Source organism: Shewanella gaetbuli, assembly GCF_023284065.1.
Classification (GTDB): Bacteria; Pseudomonadota; Gammaproteobacteria; order Enterobacterales; family Shewanellaceae; genus Shewanella; species Shewanella gaetbuli.
This window is the reverse complement of sequence record NZ_JAKIKP010000013.1, coordinates 76,285-97,140: the sequence shown is the minus strand read 5'-3', so window position 1 is coordinate 97,140 and position 20,856 is coordinate 76,285. Positions and strand designations below refer to the sequence as shown.

General features: G+C 41.3%; 15 protein-coding genes. 4 read left to right on the top strand and 11 right to left on the bottom strand.

Annotated features, from left to right (window positions below):
* Positions 1-95 precede the first annotated feature (95 nt).
* The 3 genes from L2672_RS14855 to L2672_RS14845 all read right to left on the bottom strand — a co-directional run bounded on the left by L2672_RS14855 (position 96) and on the right by L2672_RS14845 (position 6,617).
* Complete coding sequence (locus tag L2672_RS14855; protein ID WP_248996624.1) at positions 96-1,886, bottom strand: acyl-CoA dehydrogenase C-terminal domain-containing protein; 1,791 nt, start codon at positions 1,884-1,886, stop codon at positions 96-98.
* A 212-nt stretch (positions 1,887-2,098) separates the two neighbouring features.
* Entirely contained in the window at positions 2,099-3,349 is a 1,251-nt protein-coding gene (locus L2672_RS14850) for a coproporphyrinogen III oxidase family protein (protein WP_248996623.1), read from the bottom strand.
* Positions 3,350-3,746: 397 nt separating this feature from the next.
* Positions 3,747-6,617 (bottom strand): TonB-dependent receptor plug domain-containing protein, encoded by a 2,871-nt coding sequence (locus L2672_RS14845; RefSeq protein ID WP_248996622.1) that lies wholly within the window; start codon positions 6,615-6,617, stop codon positions 3,747-3,749.
* Positions 6,618-6,959: 342 nt separating this feature from the next.
* Between L2672_RS14845 and L2672_RS14840 the strand changes: the two genes are divergently transcribed.
* From L2672_RS14840 to L2672_RS14830, 3 genes are all read left to right on the top strand, one after another.
* Complete coding sequence (locus L2672_RS14840; protein WP_248996621.1) at positions 6,960-7,457, top strand: DUF1097 domain-containing protein; 498 nt, start codon at positions 6,960-6,962, stop codon at positions 7,455-7,457.
* 206 nt (positions 7,458-7,663) lie between these two features.
* Complete coding sequence (locus L2672_RS14835; RefSeq protein WP_248996620.1) at positions 7,664-9,076, top strand: endonuclease/exonuclease/phosphatase family protein; 1,413 nt, start codon at positions 7,664-7,666, stop codon at positions 9,074-9,076.
* 249 nt (positions 9,077-9,325) lie between these two features.
* The gene (locus tag L2672_RS14830) at positions 9,326-9,727 is read left to right on the top strand and encodes a hypothetical protein (RefSeq protein WP_248996619.1); all 402 of its coding nucleotides are present in this window, start codon (positions 9,326-9,328) and stop codon (positions 9,725-9,727) included.
* A 95-nt stretch (positions 9,728-9,822) separates the two neighbouring features.
* Here L2672_RS14830 and L2672_RS14825 read toward each other — a convergent pair whose 3' ends face one another.
* The 8 genes from L2672_RS14825 to L2672_RS14790 form a co-directional block, all read right to left on the bottom strand.
* Positions 9,823-10,479, bottom strand: a complete 657-nt coding sequence (locus L2672_RS14825; protein WP_248996618.1) for a 3-oxoacid CoA-transferase subunit B — start codon at positions 10,477-10,479, stop codon at positions 9,823-9,825.
* Positions 10,480-10,492: 13 nt separating this feature from the next.
* The gene (locus tag L2672_RS14820) at positions 10,493-11,197 is read right to left on the bottom strand and encodes a CoA transferase subunit A (protein WP_248996617.1); all 705 of its coding nucleotides are present in this window, start codon (positions 11,195-11,197) and stop codon (positions 10,493-10,495) included.
* 70 nt (positions 11,198-11,267) lie between these two features.
* Positions 11,268-12,155 (bottom strand): hydroxymethylglutaryl-CoA lyase, encoded by an 888-nt coding sequence (locus L2672_RS14815; RefSeq protein WP_275975059.1) that lies wholly within the window; start codon positions 12,153-12,155, stop codon positions 11,268-11,270.
* Positions 12,152-14,164, bottom strand: coding sequence for an acetyl/propionyl/methylcrotonyl-CoA carboxylase subunit alpha (locus L2672_RS14810; RefSeq protein WP_248996616.1), 2,013 nt, complete (start codon positions 14,162-14,164; stop codon positions 12,152-12,154). Before L2672_RS14810 ends, L2672_RS14815 begins: the two co-directional genes overlap by 4 nt.
* The gene (locus L2672_RS14805) at positions 14,154-14,975 is read right to left on the bottom strand and encodes an enoyl-CoA hydratase-related protein (RefSeq protein WP_248996615.1); all 822 of its coding nucleotides are present in this window, start codon (positions 14,973-14,975) and stop codon (positions 14,154-14,156) included. Before L2672_RS14805 ends, L2672_RS14810 begins: the two co-directional genes overlap by 11 nt.
* Positions 14,976-15,006: 31 nt before the next feature.
* Entirely contained in the window at positions 15,007-16,614 is a 1,608-nt protein-coding gene (locus L2672_RS14800) for a carboxyl transferase domain-containing protein (RefSeq protein ID WP_248996614.1), read from the bottom strand.
* Between the two features lie 126 nt (positions 16,615-16,740).
* Positions 16,741-17,910, bottom strand: a complete 1,170-nt coding sequence (locus tag L2672_RS14795; protein ID WP_248996613.1) for an isovaleryl-CoA dehydrogenase — start codon at positions 17,908-17,910, stop codon at positions 16,741-16,743.
* A gap of 196 nt (positions 17,911-18,106) precedes the next feature.
* The gene (locus L2672_RS14790; RefSeq protein ID WP_248996612.1) at positions 18,107-18,502 is read right to left on the bottom strand and encodes a MerR family transcriptional regulator; all 396 of its coding nucleotides are present in this window, start codon (positions 18,500-18,502) and stop codon (positions 18,107-18,109) included.
* Between the two features lie 288 nt (positions 18,503-18,790).
* Here L2672_RS14790 and L2672_RS14785 point away from each other — a divergent pair, with 288 nt between their 5' ends.
* The gene (locus L2672_RS14785; RefSeq protein WP_248996611.1) at positions 18,791-20,710 is read left to right on the top strand and encodes a propionyl-CoA synthetase; all 1,920 of its coding nucleotides are present in this window, start codon (positions 18,791-18,793) and stop codon (positions 20,708-20,710) included.
* The last annotated feature ends 146 nt before the right edge of the window (positions 20,711-20,856 follow it).

The window sequence follows — 20,856 nt, the reverse complement described above, 5'->3', positions numbered from 1 at the left end:
GCTTTTATAATAAATAACTACACATAAAAAAGCCGCGTTGATAGCTTCTATTTTTGAATGCTAACAACGCGGCTTTGTTTATCTCAATCTAAGAACTAAAAGTCATTACTATCAAAACTGATAATATGCTCGCTACTTGCTTCAATTTGCTTGCGCAGGCTGCGAGTTTGCGTGACCCAATAACTCATATAAAACTGTGCGGTTTTTAATTTAGTTTGATAAAAATCAGCTTCTTCAGAGGGCTGTTCTAATGCTGCTAATGAAGTTGCCGCCATTCGTGCCCACATCCAAGCCAATGCACTGATTCCAAATAGCTGCATATAAGCAAAAGAGGCCGCGCCAATAATATCAGGGTTAGTGGCTGCATTTTTAGCAATAAATTGGGTGGCGCGCTCTAAGTCGCCAGCCGCTTCCATTAGGCCATTAATATAAGGCGTCATTTGTGAGTTGTTATGATGTTGAGCAATAAAACCTTTCACCATATCTGACCATGCCGTTAATGTTTCGCCTTTATCGCCAAGCAGTTTTCTGCCGACTAAATCAAGAGCTTGTACGCCATTAGTGCCTTCATAAATCATTGATATTCTAATGTCGCGAACATATTGCTCCATGCCCCATTCATTAATATATCCATGTCCGCCAAGAACCTGTTGTGCATCAACACAGGCTTTAAAACCTTGGTCAGTAACAAAGCCTTTAACAATAGGTGTAAACAGTGCGGCTAACGCCTTAGCTTGTTTAGCTTTGGTTGGGTCAGATTCTCGCTCAGCTTGATCTAACCATAATGCTTGCTGCGCCATTAATGCTCGAGTGCCTTCATTGAAAGACTTTTGCGACAGTAACATACGGCGAATATCGCCATGAACCCAAATTGAGTCGGCGGCTTTATCGGGTTCTTTTGCACCACTTAATGCTCGACCTTGAATGCGTTCTTTGGCGTATTCAAGGGCATTTTGATATGCAATTTCTGATACGGCTAACCCTTGAATACCTACACCTAGTCGTGCTTGATTCATCATTGTAAACATGGCTCTTAAGCCTTGGTGTGGCTCACCAATTAATTCACCTACAGCGTTGTCAAAAAGCATGACACAGGTTGAGTTACCATGAATCCCCATTTTGTGTTCTAAGCTGGTGGCTTGAAGTGTATTGGCTTCGCCAAGGCTTCCATCGTTATTCACTAAAAATTTTGGCACTGCAAACAATGAGATACCTTTAACGCCAGCCGGAGCATCCGGTAAGCGAGCAAGCACTAAATGAACAATGTTGTCTGCTAAATCATGATCACCTGATGAGATAAAAATTTTCTCACCGCTAATGGCAAAAGTATCATTATCTAGCGGTTGGGCTTTAGTGCGTAATAGGGCTAAGTCAGTACCAGCATGGGATTCAGTCAGGTTCATGGTGCCAGTCCATTCACCACTGACCAGTTTTTCAAGATATTTTTGTTTTAAGGCGTCACTACCGTGAGCATGAATTGCCGAATACGCGCCATGAGTTAATCCGGGGTACATGGCAAATGCCATATTGGTAGCGGCTTTCATCTCTGTGGCAAAGGTGCCAATCACTTCAGGTAAGCCTTGACCACCGTATTGTGGGTCACAGGTTAACGTCGCCCAGCCGTTGTCTACATACTGAGCGTAAGCCTGCTTAAATCCCTCAGGAGTAATGACTTTATTATCAACAATCTTACAGCCTTGTGTGTCCCCAATGGTATTTAGTGGCAACATAATATCGGTAGTGAAATCAGCTACACCTTGCAAAATGGCATCCACTAACTCAGGGTCAAATTCATCAAAACCGCTTAAGTCTTGTTGCTGATAAATATTGAGTAGTTCTGACAAAATAAACTGAAAGTCACGAATAGGAGCTTGATAAGTTGGCATAGTTTCGGTCCTTGTTATGCTAATAGCTCTGCATGCTCAAGTCGGTTTATTAAGCAGCAGAGCAGAGTTGTATTTATTATTTTTAACTACATTACCCGAGAACGAATAAAACCGCAGTATGTTTTTTATCCAAGAAGAACATATTCTTATTGCTTAAATATCAACTGTTTAAATGTGTGTCTTTACACCAGCTATATCTGCTTCTCGATACACTATGCTGTTTGAATGCTCTGTTGCTGTAAGGGTAAGTCTCTTGCTTGCTCTCTTAAGTAGTCCATTCCTGATAAGAAGCCTGAAAACATTTTTAAAGCAATAAATTGACCTGCAGTGGTGGTGTGGTAGTTATTGCCGTCCTTAGTTAATGCACCTACTGATAGTAAAAAGCTTAACTCAATAGGGAAGGCTTGCCATAAAGACTGGCCTGTATGTGTTTTGAATAGATCATTATCTAATATCCCATGACCCATCATCATCATTAAGTGATGCTGGATAAGAGACTTGCTGGTCAATTCTTTGGTATAACAAGTGCCAGATAACCCTGCTTGAATTCGTTTAATGTAGTGGTCAATGTCAAAGCTAGATACATTGAATTGATCGGCAAAGCGGCCAAATGCCCCAGAACCAACGCCAAAACAATCTTCATCATCTAATACATACTTGTTTTCGACTTTGTCGCCAAAACTACGGCTAAAGGTCCATGGAAACTCCATATTATAACTTTCAGCCATGGTGTTTTTAACGGCAAGATATTGTGGCCACAAGGCATTTGGGTTTCCGGCTAACTGTCCGGCTTTCTTTTTGTTTTTACCCATTCCTACTGTTAATGGGTATGTGGTTATTTGATCTGGTGTTAAACGAATCGCGTGTTGAAGATCTTGGGAAACAGATTCTGGAGTTTGAATGTCAAAACCGTACATCATATCAACATTGACAGTGGGAATAATTTCAATGGCTTGGTTTAAGTATTCTGCTTGCTGTAAACCACTGCCAAACTTTTCAAATCGTCCACTGGCTTTTAAAATTTTGTCATCGAAGCTTTGAACCCCAATAGACATGCGATCAACCAAACCTTTTAATAACTGCGGATTACCTTCTTTAAAATAAATCGGATCGCTTTCACAGGATATTTCGCGGATTGGGGTGATGGATTTAATTAACTCAATGGTTTTAATTAATTCATCTTCCAAAATAGTGGTGGTACCGCCGCCAATATACACTCGGTTGAATTGATAACCCTGAGCAATAACCGTGCGAATTTCTTGTCTAAGGGCGACAAAGTATTCTCTGGCGACTTGTTCATTAAATTTGATTTTGTGGAATGAGCAAAATCGACACAAAGTGTGACAGAAAGGAATATGAATATATAAGGTTTCAATAGGTTTTGACGATAGTGCAGGAGCTAATGATACTTTGTTAGCGGTTACCTTGTTTAAACTCAGGGATTGTTTTATAGAATGGCCCATTACCTAGTCAAGACTGTTGGTTGCTAAATTTAATCTAGTGCTATTGCTGACAGTATTCATATTGCCCCTTAATCTATTATTTTCGGCATTTCATGAAGAAATAAATGAGATTAATGGAATTTCTAGACTGAAAACGTTGCTAAAGGCCTAAATATACAAATATGTACAATTATTTAAGGGTTAGTATGCACTTTTTGATGCTTTCCTAAATTCAAATGATAACTATGTAATAAATGTCTCATCAGTTCAGGTAGTTATTGTGTATTCATCCTTGAATTTTGGTTCTAATCAGCAGAACTCTAATATCGTTTGTGGTAAACGACATAAAAAAGATAAGTTATTGAAATAAAAAGCCGAACCTGTATCAGGCTCGGCTTCATTAATCATTATGAGTTAATTAGAATCTAACATTAACTCCGCCAAATACTCGGCGACCAATCAAATCATATTGTGCATCAACGGTGTACCCAGGAGGAAGTGCGTCAAACATATTTCGAACCCCTGCATATACTTGTAATGAATCGTTGATTAGATAATTAAACGATAAATCATGTGTCGTAACTGACGGGACGTAACCTGGAGAAAGGTCTTCAGGTGAACCACCTCCCGGAGAAACATCATATGTTACAACGCGATCAATATATCTAAATCCATAACTAATGCTTAAATCATCGATGGTGTAAGTTGTAGCAAACCTTAACTGCCACTCTGGATCGCCTACCTCTCCAGTTTCGACATTGATTTCATCTGGTCTATCTTGGAATTCAAAGCGTTCTAATTCAAGTAATTTATTCACAAATACCATGAATTTAAAATCACCAGCAAGATCAAAGTCAGCAAGATCTAAATTGTATCTTACTTCTGCTTCTATACCTGAAGTATTAAGAGCGGCGGCATTTAGGAAGCCTGATCTAACTAAGTCAATATCAAATGTAGTTGGATCTCTATCAATAGCCCCACAATAAAGAGCATCTGGACCTCCAGTTGCATCAACACAGTTATCAGCGATATCTTGAGAAGAAACTTCAATGATGGCATCTGTGATTTCAATGTCATAATAATCAACAGTGATAGAGAAATCATCGATGAAGTTTGGACTCCAAACAATACCTGCTGTCGTCGATGTAGACTTTTCTGGTTCTAGCTCGTCATTGCCGCCCGAAAGAGTATCAATACTAACATTATCATTTGCTTCCCAACCTGCTGGAATGCCAAGTGCGGCACAGTTTGCAGCGCGATCTGGATCGTCAGAGATATTATCGGCATCACATGGATCCGATACTCTTGCAAAACCTGGAGATAATGGGCTGAATGCTTCATTTAGGTTTGGTGCTCTAACTGCCGAACCGTGTGTTGCACGAATTCTTACAGAATCAATTGGAGCGTACATTAAACCCACTTTCCATGCATCGACAGCATCATCTACATGTGAATAGTTAGCATAACGATACGCACCATCTAGAGTTAACTCTTCAGCAAAAGCAATTCCAGATAAAAGCGGTAAGCTGATCTCGGCATAAACCTCACTAACATCATACTCTGCATCTTCATCAGGTGTTGCTGCACCAGCAAGCGCACCTGATTTAGTTAATTCGTCAGTAATTGATTTTGATGACTCTTCACGATATTCAAAACCAGTCGCAAAGGCTATTGGTCCACCTTGTAGGTTTGCAAATTCAGCGGTATCAAACGTTAAGTTACCACCGATCACTTGCTGTGTAATAGTATCTTGACGGGTAGTATCTGCAGATACCCAATCTTTAGCTTCTTCAGAAGCCTGATTGAACCCAAATGGGTTATATGGTACACAACCTGCGGCATCAACTGAACCCGCGGTATAGTCACTACAAACAATTTCTCCAGTGTTAGGGTCAACTACAGCATCAATAGCTGCTGAAAGATTGTCTACAATAAGGTCATTTTCAGTTACGCGAACATTATTTGTTTCACCATACACATAATAAAGTTCATAATCTAAATCTGTCTCGCTTGCAGTCACAATACCATTGAAACCACCTACAAAGCGGAAAAGTTCACGTCTGTTGTTTGCTGAACGATTACCTAGTTCATCGAAAAACTTCGCCATAGATGCAGTACCTGTACCGCCTAAAGCAACTCGAGCCTCATCAGAAAGGAATGCGTTGTTTTCTACATCGATGCCTATATTACCAAAACGAAAACCTGGCTGAAATTGTTGTTTAATTTCAGATTTTGTATATTTTACATCACCAAATGCAGTAACGTTTTCACTTAAATCATAGTTAAAAGTACTACCAATATTGACACGATTAACTTCTGGGTAAATATTTTCATAGTCTTCAGTATAAAATGCAGTGTCACAACCATCTGCAAATTGACCGAAGGCAAAACTGTTGGTGCCATCCCTTACACATTGCTCTTTCATATTTCCTTTGTCATCAAAGGTGAATCTTGATCCAGCAAAAGGATTCATTACCCCCCATTTGTTGATCATTTCTGAACCAACATTGGGTACACGTAATCTATCTGGAATACCATCATCTTCACCAGTATCATCTGGATTGCTAATCGTTCCCCAGTTTTGAAGTTGTTGTAAATCACGCGACATTGTTTGCTTTGTTTTTTCAACACCCGCATATAAGGTCACATTACCATTGTCGTTGGAGGTACCTGTTACAATGTTAAAGCTGTGTGTACCAGATTCAACACCTTCAGTAGAAGTGTTTCCTGAAGCATTAAACTCGAAGCCTTCAAAGTTTTTCTTCATGATGACGTTAATTACACCAGAAACAGCGTCAGAACCATAAATTGCTGATGCCCCGCCTGTGATAATTTCAATACGCTCAATTAATGCTGATGGAATAGTAGAAAGATCCACTTGTGAAGAACCTGGAGAACCAGCAACATGTCGTTTCCCGTCAACAAGTACTAGAGTTCTTTTTGCCCCTAAGCGACGTAAATCAGCAGAGCTAATACCTGCGCTAGCATTACTATTGTTGTTGCCGACAATAGTGTTTGTTGAACCAATCGCAGGTAACTCAGCTAACATTGAACCTAAATCAGGTGTACCAAATTTTTGTATGTCACTTTGGTCTAAAACCATTATAGGTGTTGGATTTGATAGTTCTGTTCTCGCGATTCGAGAACCCGTTGTTACAATTCTTTCAATTTCACCATCAGTTTCGCTAACATCTTCTTCAGCTAAAGCGATAGCGGGTAAAGCTGTTACAGACACAGCACTATACACACAAGCTAACCTAACGGCTTTAGCTATTTTTGTTGTAATCATACAAACTCCCTGTTTGCTAAATATTTGTTTAATTGTTTTTTTAGTAATGTCGTTTGCTTATAAAGCAAATCTCATCGGTAAAATAACCTTATCAACCCCGAGTTGCAACATTGAGGTAACAAAACTTGCATTTTGTTGCGGCTCTTCACATTAAACTACGCGAAACCTCCTTTTTTTTGTCAATATATTGACATTTGGATGGTTAAGATTTTTAGAGAGATATAACTCAATATTTGGAGTAATAACGCATACATTGTGTTATTATAAAAACTCAGTTTTCTGTATTGCGAATTTTAACGGTTTAAATAAGCATTTAAAGTAGGCTTAGCTTTGGAGGTTACTATGGAACATCGTTGGCAAATTGCTTTTTCAGCAGGGTTATTAGCTGCAATTTGGGCTGGTGTAGCTGATGTTTATAATTTAGTAACTTGGGTTGGTTTTCTGGGCTGCAGTACTTTTTTTGCCCAAACACAAGCCGGCTTTAAAGGCATGATAATGGCCATGAGCACCAATATGTCGGGTGTATTTTGGGGCTGGTTAATTATTGCAGGTAGTGGTTTTTTGGGTTCTGCCATAGTGAGCTATGCTCTAACCGGAATTATTACTGCAGTGATGTGTTTACAGGCCAGTTATAAAGGCTTGGCCTTTATTCCTGGAACATTCATAGGTTGCTGTATTACTTTTGCATTGAATGCAGACATCGGTACCATCATTCCGCCTTTATTATTAGGGGCTGGACTCGGTTACACTATGAGCCTGTTAACTGGACAGTTGATTGCTATTAGCCAAAAATGGCAATCAAATTGTCAGTCAAATCAAAATATTGAGCCGGCAGAATAAGGTTAACCCTGACACGCAAGCTAACAATGTGATAACTAGCTGGCTTCATCTTGTTTACGTGTAGCGCGCCACTGACTAACATTGGAGGTTTGCGTTAACCTGTTGATTACATAGTGTATTTAAACTTGAGGTTTTGACGCGACACTGTATAAAATCCCTTTAACTTCCAAGAAAAGGAAGTACTTATACATAATAAAGGGGTTTACATGAAAGTGTTAAAAACAGCAGCAGCAATGGCTGTAAGTGTAGTGTTATTAGCGGGCTGTAACGACGAAACCAATAATTATTATCCTATTGATCCTGAACCAAGTACTACAGATGTGAGAATTGGGGTATATAACCTTTCTTTTGACAGATTCAACTATGAAGATCTAGTGGCTGAATTGAAGTTAACACCAGCAGAACAACAAGTGTTAATGGATAAATGGTTTGATGAAAGTTTAACCGAAGAAGAAAAATCGGTAGCTGAAAAAATTATTCAGATTAAGAACGTTGCAGCTATTATTCAAACTGAGCGCCCAGCAGTTTTGATGATGGCGGAATTTAATAATGATGGTACTGGTGAAGACTTAGCCGGTATTCAAGCCTTCCGTTTAAACTATCTTACTGTACCTCAAAATGCACTAGGTGCCACCTCTGATGAAGTGAAGCTACTTGAGCCGATTCAATTCGCTTACGTAGAAAACTTCTCAACTAACACTGGCTTATTAAGCGATCATGACTTAAATCGTGATGGTAAAATTGCCTTACCAGATGATGCATGGGGTTTTGGTTTTTACCATGGCCAATATGCTTTCAGCTTAATTTCTCAATACCCAATTGATACGGCAAATATTCGTACTTTCCAAAACTTCAAATGGAAAGATATGCCTGGTGAAACTAACCCGGTCATTACCAACTGTGATGATGATAAAAATCCTATACCTGAAGGAATGGCATGCGGTGATGAGTGGTATACAGAAGAAGCATGGGCTGAAAAACCGATGTCATCTAAAAACCACGTAGATGCACCTATTATTATCCCTACAGAAGGCGGGGATAAAGTGATCCACCTATTGCTGTCACATCCAACACCACCTATTTTCGACACATTGACAGAGAATAATAAGCTGTTAAACCGTGCTGAAATTAAATTCTGGGATGACTATATTTCAGGTAACGGTAGCTATATTTATGATGATGCTGGTAATAAAGGCGGCATTAAAGACGATGCTTCATTTGTCATTTTAGGTGATTTAAATGCTGATCCTGAAAGTGGTGACGGCTATTTAGATACCATTAAAGATTTAATGCACAGCACTCATGTAAACCAATTAGCGACTCATGGTGTTTATGCCCCAATGAGTTTAGGTGGCCCTGAGTGTCTATCTAATGGTGAGTGTCGTGAACAAAATTGGGGAACGAAATATCCTGATGTTATCACTAGCACTTCTGGTTTACGTTTAGATCATGTGATCCCATCAAGTGATTTGAATGTGACTGATTCTGGTGTATTTTGGCCTGCAAGCTTTGAGGACGGTCGTTTATTAATGAATGACGAGCGTGTTGGTCAATACGGTGGCGGTGGTAAGTCAGTATCGTCTGATCACCGTTTAGTTTGGATTAACGTCGAACTTTAATGATTCAATTTTATTATTGATTAATATTAATAAAGCCCATATTTTGATGTGGGCTTTATTGTTAACTATACAAGTTTTGCTAAATTAGTTGGATGTTTGTTATTTGCTTGCTGGCTGTTGCTGTTGTGTTTCCTGCATGTGGTAAAGCTTTCTAAAGTAGGCTGTAATGTTCAATCCAACCTTCAACACGTTTACAAACTATTCGCAAATCACTAGGATAACGCTTTTTAAAATTTAGAAAGGTTATTGATGAAAACCACGACTCTTATTACATCTTCAATTCTTTTCACTGCAGTTACCGTAAGCACAGCAGTAAAAGCCGCCCCTGAAGTTGGTGTTATGGTGGGTAGCGATTCAGGTTTAAACGTTAAAATTCACGATTATAAAATCGGTGTTGGTTTTGATGACTTATCATTCACTTTAGATAAAATGTTTAACTTTGAAGGTCATCCTCATTTTTATTGGGGTATTGGTGGCAAGATTGCCGATACCAAGCATGATGATACAAAACTTGGTGCACGTGCTGTGTTTGGCGCGCATACAAAAGTAGAGCGTTTTACTTTCTTTATTGAAGCTCAACCGACGTTGTATTTAATTGATGATGTCAAAGTAAAATTAGAAGCTATTGGCGGTGTGAGATATCACTTCTAAAAAGTAGTTCAAGACAGGGTTATATGACCTAAAAAGTACAAGGCACACCATAATTGAGTTAATGGTGTGCCTTAATTTCTTATCGCCAGTTCGATTTAAAACTTCATTTCTTCAACATGCTCTGGCACAACTAATTTACCCGCAGTTTTAGCAATAATTTCTTCAACACTGACACCCGGCGCGCGTTCTAATAAATGGAAAGCACCGTCTTTAATTTCTAAAAAGGCTAGGTCGGTTATTACCCGTTTTATGCAACCATAACCTGTTAAGGGCAGCTCACAAACCGGTAATAGCTTTGAATTACCGTGTTTATCAGCGTGCATCATGGTAACAATTATGTTGTCTGCGCCAGCCACTAAGTCCATGGCGCCTCCCATTCCTTTAATGAGTTTTCCTGGGATCATCCACGATGCAATTGAGCCATTCACATCCACTTCAAATGCCCCAAGCACGGTTAAATCAACATGACCTCCACGGATCATGGCAAAGCTTTCTGCCGATGAAAAAAACGATGCGCCATCAACCGCTGTGACGGTTTGTTTGCCCGCATTAATTAAGTCAGCGTCTAGGGTTTCTTCAGTTGGAAACTCGCCCATACCTAATAAACCGTTTTCAGACTGCAACATCACTTGCATGCCCTGTGGAATATAGTTGGCCACTAAGGTAGGAATACCAATACCTAGGTTGACGTAAAAGCCGTCTTGCAGCTCTTTTGCCACACGTTGAGCAAGTTGTTCTCTTGATAATGCCATGTCCTTGCTCTCCTTATTTGGCTGACTTAACAGTACGTTGTTCGATGCGTTTTTCAAATGTTGCTTGAATGACGCGATCAACATAAATGCCGGGGGTATGAATATGATTCGGGTCAAGCTCGCCGGGTTGAACTATTTCTTCGACTTCAACAACGGTTATCTTGCCTGCGGTGGCCATCATAGGGTTAAAGTTGGCCGCCGTTTTACGAAACACTAAATTTCCCATAGTGTCGGCTTTCCATGCTCTAATTAATGCAAAATCAGCGGTTAAAGACTCTTCTAACACATAGTGTCGGCCTTTAATTTCGCGGGTTTCTTTTCCTTCTGCTATAGGGGTGCCATAACCTGTTGCGGTGAAAAATGCAGGAATACCCGCTCCACCGGCACGTATTTTTTCTGCAAGTGTGCCTTGAGGCGTAAGAATAACATTTAATTCACCTGATAACATTTGCTGTTCAAAGGTGGCATTTTCACCCACATAAGAGGCAATCATGGTGGAAATTTGGCGCTGTTTTAGTAATAAGCCTAATCCGAAGTCATCCACCCCGGCATTGTTTGAAATTGCCGTTAGACCTGTGACGCCCAAAGTCACCATATGATTGATAAGGCCTTCTGGTATACCGCATAAACCAAAACCGCCAACCATAAGGGTCATATTGTCTGTGAGTCCGGCTAGGGCTTGGTCATAGCTTTGGACTACTTTGTTAAATCCTGCCATTGTGCTGTCCTTTTGTGATTATTATTTCTCAGGTGTTAGGCTGACGAATGCAGCAATGTAACCCAACACATCAACTCAATGCATTGGCAACTTTTGAGTTATTTTGTCTACCAATAATCTGGCTTATTTGGTTGCCAGCAGCAATAAGCTTGGTAAGGTCGATGCCTGTATCAATGCCCATGCCGTGTAACATATAAACTAAATCTTCAGTGGCTAGGTTGCCTGATGCCCCTTTTGCATAGGGGCAACCGCCCAGGCCTGCAACCGATGAGTCAAATGTATTCACCCCCAGTGCTAAACAAGCTTGAATGTTTGCAAGTGCTTGGCCGTAGGTGTCATGAAAATGCAGTGCTATCTGATCAATAGGGACAACATTTGCCACTTGTTCAACCATTTTACGAGCATCTAAAGGCGTGCCAACACCTATGGTGTCGCCAAGCGAGATTTGGTAGCAGCCCATTTTGTAAAGAATTTCAGACACTCTAGCTACTTCACTGGCATTTATGTGGCCTTCATAAGGACAACCCAGCACACATGAAACATAGCCTCTAACTGGAATGTTTTGTTGTTTTGCCTTTTGCATCAATGGGGTAAAGCGCTCTATAGACTCTTCAATTGAACAGTTAATATTTTTTTGGCTAAAGCTTTCAGAAGCGGAGCCAAATATTGCCACCTCATCAACGCCAACGGACTGAGCAATTTCAAACCCTTTTAAATTAGGGGTTAAAGCACTGTAAGTGACCCCTTGTTGGCGGGGTAATTGGCGAAATAGCTCAGCAGAATCGGCCATTTGAGGCACCCATTTAGGTGACACAAAACTGCCTGCTTCAATCTTTTTAATTCCAGCTTCTGCCAAGTTTGCAATGAGGGTTAATTTAGCATCAGTAGTGACGGCTACTTCATTTTGTAAGCCGTCTCTAGCCCCCATTTCAACAATGTTAGCTTGTGATGGCATCATGATGCTTCATCCTCGGTTAACGGCTCGACTTGTAATAGTTGTACGCCATCACTTACAAGCTCGCCACTTTGGAAATAAAACTCGCTGACAATACCGTCAAATGGGGCTTCTATGGTGTATTCCATTTTCATCGCTTCCATTACTAATAGGCCTTGTCCTGCTGTGACTTTATCGCCTACTTCCACAAGGTGAGTCACGACTGTGCCATTCATTGGTGCTTTAAGTTTGTCAGCACTGTCGACGGTGTCTTCTGCTATTTGTGCCGCTATTGCTTTAAATGGATAACTGCCGCTAGGTAAAAATAACGTAAAATCATCTTCGTTTCGGCTTACTGGCACCTTGCTTTTATGGCCATTAATTTCTGCAAAAATCACATCATCTTTAATGTGGCCGGCTAATTTAAGTGCTTGACCATTTAAGCCGAGGTGAAATGCATTACCTAAATCTGTTAACAATAAATTTTGCAGTTCAGATTTATCATCAATTAATGCCACATGATGAATACTGGCGCTGTTTAATCTAAAGCCGCTAACTTGTCCCCAAGGGGAATAAGGGTCATGGCTGTTAGTTGCGTTCACTTTAGCTTGTTGTTGACGCAGCAATACTTGATACAAGCTGGCCAGTGCTAAAGCAGTATCTGATTCACTGCTTGCATCACCAATTAAGCTGTTGCCATAACGTTCAATGAAGTCGGTACAAAAATCGGCTTTGGCAAACATTGGATGCTCTGCAATATTGGCTAAAAACTCAATATTGTGTTTTAAACCACTGATTTGATATGACTCTAAAGCATGAACTAAACGTTGTAATGCTCTGGGGCGAGTTTCGTCCCAAACGATAAGCTTAGCGATCATTGGGTCGTAAAAGTTACTAATTACGTCATTTTCACGAATACCTGAATCAATGCGCACATGGCGATTTTGCTCTGGCTCACGTAAAAAGTTTAGTTTACCGCTAGCGGGTAAAAACTCATTTTGAGGATCTTCAGCGTAAATTCTCACTTCAAAAGCATGGCCATAAATACGCACTTCATCTTGTTGGAGAGGTAACTCGCCGCCACTGGCAACAATTAACTGCCATTTAACTAAGTCTTGGCCGGTGACCATTTCAGTTACAGGGTGCTCAACCTGTAGACGGGTGTTCATTTCCATGAAATAAAAGCTGTTGTCGGTATCAAGTAAAAACTCAACCGTACCAGCACCAACGTAATCAATCGCTTTAGCGGCAGCTACCGCAGCTTTACCCATTTGGGCACGTAAATCATCACTTAAACCTGGGGCAGGGGCTTCTTCAACCACTTTTTGATGACGTCGTTGAATGGAGCAGTCACGGTCAGATAAATAGATGGTATTGCCTTGGCTATCTGCAAAAACCTGTACCTCTACGTGTCTAGGTTGGCGAAGGTAGCGCTCCATTAACAGTTTATCGTTACCAAAAGATGAAGTGGCTTCACGACGGGCAGAGCGAATCGCTTCAAGCGTCTCAGCGGCACTTTCAACAATGCGCATACCTTTACCGCCGCCACCATAGGCGGCTTTTATTAATAGCGGAAAACCGATTTGTTTAGCTTGTTCAACAAGAAAGTCATCATCTTGCTCATCACCATGGTAGCCCGGCACTAAAGGCACATTGGCTTTAGCCATAATGGCTTTGGCGGCACTTTTACTGCCCATTGCATCAATGGCTTCGCTGCCCGGGCCCACAAAGGCAATACCGTTTAATTCACATTGACGTGAAAACTCGGCATTTTCAGATAAAAAGCCGTATCCAGGGTGGATAGCTTCGGCACCAGCACGTTTGGCTATATCAATAATTAATTCGGTTTTTAAATAAGAATCCGCAGGGGCGCTGCCGCCTAAATGAAATGATTCATCTGCCATAGCAACATGCATGGCGTCTTTGTCTGCGTCTGAATAAAGTGCAACCGTGCGCACTCCCATGGCTTTTGCTGTTTTAATAATTCTGCAGGCAATTTCACCACGGTTGGCAATGAGTAGTTTAGTTATCATTTTTGGCTCCTTGAGCAACGGTGGCATTATGCCAAGCCGGAGAGCGTTTTTCGAAAAAGGCATTTAAGCCTTCTTGTCCTTCACTGGTTACACGAATTTGAGCAATTTGTTCGCTGGTATAGGCGAGTGTTTGTTCGTCAATCACGCCGCTTTCTAAATGGCTGACCAGTGTTTTTACCCAAGATAAAGCTTGAGGACTATTAGCGATAAAGGCGTCAATAAATGGTTGTGCTGCGGCCTCTAAATCATCAGCAATTTGATGAATAACTTGCTGTTGCAACGCCACATCTGCGCTAAATTTTTCTGCCGTTAGCATGTAGCGACGTGCTTGGCGATTTCCCATGGCTCGTACAACATAGGGGCTGATTACCGCAGGAATTAACCCTAGTTTCACTTCACTTAAACAGAAACTCGCTTTAGGATTGGCGATGGCAATGTCACAGCAGCAAATTAATCCTAACGCCCCGCCAAATGCTGCACCATTTACTAGCGCAATAGTAGGTTTGGGGAAGGTGTCTAATACCTGCATTAGTTTAGCTAGCTCGTGGGCATCCGCTAAATTTTGTGCAAAGTCCATTTTGGCCTGTTTGCGCATCCAGTTAAGGTCAGCCCCTGCACTAAAATGTTTGCCGTTAGCTCGCAAAATAAGCATTTTACAAGCGCTAGACTTCGCCATAGTTTCGATGGCTGTGATCATTTCAAAAATCATCACTTCATCAAAGGCGTTGTGTTTATCTACACGATTAAGAATTAACTCACCAACCCCATTGGGGTTAATCTGGCATTGAATATATTGATAATGGTTGTTCATTGTTGTTATCACTCCTATTGGTTTGCCAAATTTACATGCGGAACACACCAAATTTGGTGTCTTCAATAGGGGCATTTAATGCCGCTGATAACGCTAAGCCAACAACATCGCGGGTTTGAGCAGGGTCAATAATACCGTCATCCCACAAACGTGCGCTGGCATGGTATGGGTGTCCTTCTTTATCGTACTGCTCAACAATTGGCTTTTTGAATGCTTGCTCATCTTCGGTTGACCATTGTTGGCCTTTACGCGCAAGCCCATCACGGCGCACTGTTGCTAATACACCTGCAGCTTGTTCGCCGCCCATTACTGAAATACGCGCGTTTGGCCACATCCACATCATAGTGGGCTCAAAGGCTCGGCCACACATGCCGTAGTTGCCTGCGCCATAACTCCCACCAATAATAACGGTGAATTTAGGTACTGTGGCACAAGATACGGCAGTAACCATTTTGGCACCGTGTTTAGCGATACCTTCATGTTCATATTTTTTACCCACCATAAAGCCGGTAATATTTTGTAAGAACAGCAGTGGAATTTTTCGTTGGCAACATAGCTCAATAAAGTGAGCGCCTTTTTGGGCTGATTCTGAGAATAAAATGCCATTATTGGCTACAATTCCCACAGGGTAACCATGAATACGTGCGAATCCACATACTAAGGTTGCACCATAATTAGCTTTAAACTCGTCAAAGTCAGAATCATCAACAATACGTGCAATAACCTCTTTAACATCAAAAGGCTTTTTCAAATCAGTACCTACAATGCCGTACAGTTCATGAATGTCATACTTAGGCGGCTTCACCGCTTGTAACACACTGGTAATATGCTTTTGGTGATTGAGGCGCAATACAGCACGTTTTGCCAGCTCCAATGCGTGTTCATCATTTTGAGCTAAGTGGTCAGCCACACCGGATATTTTAGTGTGCACCTCTGCGCCGCCTAGTTCTTCAGCCGAAACTTCTTCACCGGTTGCGGCTTTAACTAATGGTGGCCCAGCAAGAAAAATAGTGCCTTGTTCTTTAACGATAATAGATTCATCAGCCATAGCCGGAACATAAGCACCGCCAGCGGTACATAAACCCATAACTACTGCAATTTGCGGAATACCTAATGCAGACATTTGGGCTTGGTTGTAAAAAATACGTCCAAAATGATCGCGGTCTGGAAATACTTCATCTTGGCGGGGTAAGTTAGCGCCGCCTGAATCCACTAGGTAGATACAAGGTAAGTGGCAACGTTTAGCAATATCTTGTGCGCGTATATGTTTTTTTACCGTCAGTGGATAATATGTGCCGCCTTTTACCGTGGCATCATTGGCAATAATCATGCACTCGACACCACTCACGCGGCCAATACCGGCAATCACGCCCGCAGCAGGTACGTCTTCGTCATAGACTTTAAATGCGGCAAATTGGGAAATTTCTAAAAATGGCGAACCGGGATCTAGAAGTTTTTCAACCCGTTGACGGGGAAGCAACTTACCTCTTGATAAGTGACGTTCGCAGGCTACAGCACCACCGCCTTGTTCAATTTTAGCTAATTGGGTTTGTAGGTCATTGACCAAAGCAGCCATGTCTTGATATTTGGCTTTAAACTCATCACTTCGGGCATTTATCTTGCTGCTCAGTTGTGTCATATCGATATCCTTGATTGAGCAAAAATAGATTCAGTTTTACGGTGATAGGGTGATTATATTTATCAGTTTTGTACCACCACACTCAGCGTTAAGGACACAGTTATCACTTAACGCTGCAGTAACCACTTACTTAGACTCATTAAATAATTCGCGACCGATTAGCATGCGGCGAATTTCTGACGTGCCTGCGCCAATTTCATAAAGTTTGGCATCGCGTAATAAACGGCCTGTCGCGTATTCGTTGACATAGCCATTACCACCAAGAAGTTGAATGGCATCTAACGCCATTTTGGTCGCTAACTCTGCACTATAAAGAATGGCACCGGCAGCATCTTTACGGGTTGTTTCTCCACGGTCACACGAGCGGGCAACATTGTAGACATAAGATTTTGCCGCATTCATACCCGTGTACATGTCGGCAATTTTGCCTTGAACTAGTTGAAACTCACCAATCGATTTACCAAACTGCACTCGCTCATGGACGTAAGGAACAACGATGTCCATACAGGCTTGCATAATGCCCAGAGGGCCACCTGACAATACGACTCGTTCATAATCTAGGCCACTCATTAACACTTTTACGCCGTTGTTCAGGCCGCCAAGAATGTTTTCTTCTGGCACTTCACAGTCTTCAAACACTAATTCACAAGTGTTAGAGCCACGCATACCTAACTTGTCGAGCTTTTGAGCTTGGGTAAAACCTTTAAATCCACGTTCTACAATAAAGGCGGTAATGCCGTGAGGGCCTTTGTCTAAATCTGTTTTGGCATAAATGACGTAAGTGTGGGCATCTGGACCATTGGTGATCCACATTTTATTGCCATTTAGGATATATCTGTCGCCTTGCTTTTTAGCATGAAGCTTCATTGAAACTACGTCAGAGCCTGCATTTGGCTCACTCATTGCTAATGCACCGATGTGCTCACCACTAACCAGTTTTGGAAGGTACTTGGCTTTTTGCTGCGCATTTCCATTGCGATTAATTTGATTTACACACAAGTTGGAGTGAGCGCCATAACTTAGGCCAATAGAGGCCGATGCACGAGAAACTTCTTCCATGGCAATAACGTGAGCCAGATATCCCATGTTCGCACCGCCAAACTCTTCTGGCACAGTGACACCTAATAACCCCATTTCGCCCAGCTGTGGCCACATATGATTTGGAAACTCATTGTCATGGTCTACTTGGGCGGCTATGGGGGCAATTTCGTTGCTGGCAAAGCTACGAACTGCGTCGCGTAACATATCGATGTCTTCACCTAAGCCGAAGTTAAGGCTGCTATATAGATCGCTCATGGTTTGTGTCCTGTTGAATTGTTGTTTTAAACTCCACGCTATTTTGCGTTTTGGAGCCATTGGCATGTCTTTAAAATAGTTTTAATTATTATTGTGTTAACGTTTTTATTAGCGGCTAAGGCTAGTTAACTTTATTATTTTTTGTATTGTTATTATCAGGCTTAAGATTGAGCTTAAGCCCTATTGTTTAAACAGGTTATTTATCTAATTCTAATGCGGCCTTACATTGCTGTTCGGCAGAGTTAAGCTCCATTAATACAACTTTTATGTCGTCCATTTGTTGTTGCAAAGCGGCTTTTTTGTCGCTGACTAATTGCAACATAGTGTTGAGCTGAGAAGTGCTTGATTTGTCTGCATCGTATAATTCGAATAAACGACGCGTTTCGGCTAATGAAAACCCTAGGCGTTTACCGCGAAGAATCAGCTTTAATCTGACACGGTCTTTAATACTGTATATACGCGTTTGACCACGACGTTTTGGCTTAATTAGCCCTTGATCTTCATAGAAGCGAATACTGCGAGTTGTAATATCAAATTCTTTTGATAAATCGCTGATTGAATATGTATTTTGAGTGCTGACAGTCGTGTTCATCATCTCACCGTTGTAGTTTCTTTTGGTGAAAGATATATGAAGTTTACGTAAAGGTAAAGTTTGAGGTGAATAAACTATTTCTCAACTGTTAATCTGTATTGCCACCTTTGTTAACTTTGTTGGTTATATTGATGAATTTTAAAGTTTATTTTTTATAGGATATCCTGAGGAATTCAAAGAAAGAATTTTTAAAACCCAGTCTATTATAAGGACTTAGCCCTTGGTCTAATAGTTGATTTGCTTGAATTCTGTTCATAATCAGACTGAGAAAGCAAAAGGAGAACCATTATGACTGATGTAGGAAAGTCATTGCATGAACAGTCGATTGCCGATCCACGTTCATTTTGGCAACAAGCTGCAAGATTGATTTCGTGGGACACTGAACCGAACTGCATTTTAGATGAATCTAAGCCACCTTTTTATCGTTGGTTCGTCGATGGCAAAATGAATACCTGTTTTAATGCGGTAGACCGACATGTTCACGCTGGGCGAGGGGAACAGGTTGCTATCAATTACATCAGTCCTGTCACTCAAAACCAGTACACTATTACTTATAATGAATTGTTAGCTCAGGTCAGTCGTTTGGCAGGCTACATGCTAAGTAAGGGGATTCAAAAAGGCGACAGGGTGGTGATATATATGCCGATGATCCCTGAGACGGCTTTCGCTATGTTAGCTTGTGCGCGAATTGGGGCTATTCATTCTGTGGTGTTTGGTGGGTTTGCCGCCAATGAGCTTGCCACGCGGATTAATGATGCTAAGCCAAAATTGGTCTTGTCAGCATCTTGCGGTATCGAGCCCTCTGGTGTTGTTCCGTATAAACCCTTATTGGATGAAGCCCTTGAACAGGCTACTCATCAGGTTGAGCATTGTTTGATTTTAGGGCGACCACAATATCAAGCAACATTGCACTCACCTCGAGATGCTGATTGGCAGTTTAGTTTGAAAGATGCCGCTAATGCTGACTGCCTACCACTTAATGCCACAGATCCTTTGTATGTACTTTATACCTCTGGTACAACTGGCCAACCTAAAGGGGTGGTGCGAGATAATGGCGGTCATGCCGTGGCACTTTGTTGGTCAATGAAAAATATTTACGATGTTGGCGAAGGCGAAGTATTTTGGGCAGCTTCTGATGTGGGCTGGGTTGTGGGTCACTCTTATATAGTTTATGGCCCCTTATTAGTGGGGGCGACAACCATTATGTATGAAGGCAAGCCCATTGGTACACCTGATGCAGGTGCGTTTTGGCGTATCATTCAACAACAAAGTGTAAAAAGTTTTTTTACTGCACCTACTGCGATTAGAGCTATTAAACGTGAAGACCCCGAAGGGGCACTATTGAAATCATTCGATTTATCTTGTTTAAAGCAAATGTTTTTAGCCGGAGAAAGGTGTGACCCTGACACCTTGAACTGGAGTCAGTCAATGTTAGGTAAGCCGGTAATTGATCATTGGTGGCAAACCGAGACGGGGTGGCCAGTTGCCGCTAATTTAATGGGAGTTGACCCTATTGAGGTGAAACCTGGATCACCGGCTCGTGCAGTACCGGGTTATCAAGTGGAAGTACTTGATGCTATGGGAGAGAAAGTCGGCGCCAACGAAAGTGGTAACGTGGTGATCAAACAACCATTGCCGCCAGGAACATTAACCACGCTTTGGCAAAATGATCAGCGTTATGTTGATAGTTATTTATCCATGTATCCAGGCTACTATCTCACTGGAGATGCAGGCTATTTAGACGAAGATGGTTACCTTTATATTATGAGCCGCATTGACGATATTATTAATGTGGCCGGTCATCGATTATCTACAGGGCGATTTGAAGAAGTGTTATGTCAACACTCCGCTGTGGCTGAAGCCGCGGTTATTGGAGTGCAAGATAAACTAAAAGGGCAGGTGCCACTGGGTATGGTGGTGTTGAAAAACGGGGTGAATTTATCTGACGATGAGTTACACAATCAGTTACTCTCCTTAGTTAGACAAGAAATTGGCCCCGTAGCCTCATTTAGATTAGTGAGTGCAGTACCTAAGTTACCTAAAACTCGCTCAGGTAAAATATTACGGGCAACCATGCGTAAAATTGCTGATAATCAAGAGTTTACTGTTCCTGCTACTATCGAAGATCCTCAGACCCTGGATATTGTAAGAAATACCTTAACTCGAATGGGTTATGCAGATTCGTTAGCTAAACAAATTAGTGATTAATTAAATCGTCGGGTTATTAATTGAGCAAGCTGCTTGTAGATAGCAGCTTTTTATTACCTCTAAAACAGTAAATTAGGCTTTTAAATTCATCATTAGGTTATGTATATAGCAATGAATTAACAATGTGACTGGTAATTTAGTTACAA

What these genes read in the sequence shown, in the direction of transcription:
- L2672_RS14830 (WP_248996619.1), top strand. Translation starts at nt 9,326, where the DNA reads ATGAAAACCACGACTCTTATTACATCTTCAATTCTTTTCACTGCAGTT.
- L2672_RS14815 (WP_275975059.1), bottom strand. Translation starts at nt 12,155, where the DNA reads ATGATGCCATCACAAGCTAACATTGTTGAAATGGGGGCTAGAGACGGC.
- L2672_RS14810 (WP_248996616.1), bottom strand. Translation starts at nt 14,164, where the DNA reads ATGATAACTAAACTACTCATTGCCAACCGTGGTGAAATTGCCTGCAGA.
- L2672_RS14825 (WP_248996618.1), bottom strand. Translation starts at nt 10,479, where the DNA reads ATGGCATTATCAAGAGAACAACTTGCTCAACGTGTGGCAAAAGAGCTG.
- L2672_RS14795 (WP_248996613.1), bottom strand. Translation starts at nt 17,910, where the DNA reads ATGAGCGATCTATATAGCAGCCTTAACTTCGGCTTAGGTGAAGACATC.
- L2672_RS14845 (WP_248996622.1), bottom strand. Translation starts at nt 6,617, where the DNA reads ATGATTACAACAAAAATAGCTAAAGCCGTTAGGTTAGCTTGTGTGTAT.
- L2672_RS14820 (WP_248996617.1), bottom strand. Translation starts at nt 11,197, where the DNA reads ATGGCAGGATTTAACAAAGTAGTCCAAAGCTATGACCAAGCCCTAGCC.
- L2672_RS14790 (WP_248996612.1), bottom strand. Translation starts at nt 18,502, where the DNA reads ATGAACACGACTGTCAGCACTCAAAATACATATTCAATCAGCGATTTA.
- L2672_RS14855 (WP_248996624.1), bottom strand. Translation starts at nt 1,886, where the DNA reads ATGCCAACTTATCAAGCTCCTATTCGTGACTTTCAGTTTATTTTGTCA.
- L2672_RS14850 (WP_248996623.1), bottom strand. Translation starts at nt 3,349, where the DNA reads ATGGGCCATTCTATAAAACAATCCCTGAGTTTAAACAAGGTAACCGCT.
- L2672_RS14840 (WP_248996621.1), top strand. Translation starts at nt 6,960, where the DNA reads ATGGAACATCGTTGGCAAATTGCTTTTTCAGCAGGGTTATTAGCTGCA.
- L2672_RS14800 (WP_248996614.1), bottom strand. Translation starts at nt 16,614, where the DNA reads ATGACACAACTGAGCAGCAAGATAAATGCCCGAAGTGATGAGTTTAAA.
- L2672_RS14785 (WP_248996611.1), top strand. Translation starts at nt 18,791, where the DNA reads ATGACTGATGTAGGAAAGTCATTGCATGAACAGTCGATTGCCGATCCA.
- L2672_RS14805 (WP_248996615.1), bottom strand. Translation starts at nt 14,975, where the DNA reads ATGAACAACCATTATCAATATATTCAATGCCAGATTAACCCCAATGGG.
- L2672_RS14835 (WP_248996620.1), top strand. Translation starts at nt 7,664, where the DNA reads ATGAAAGTGTTAAAAACAGCAGCAGCAATGGCTGTAAGTGTAGTGTTA.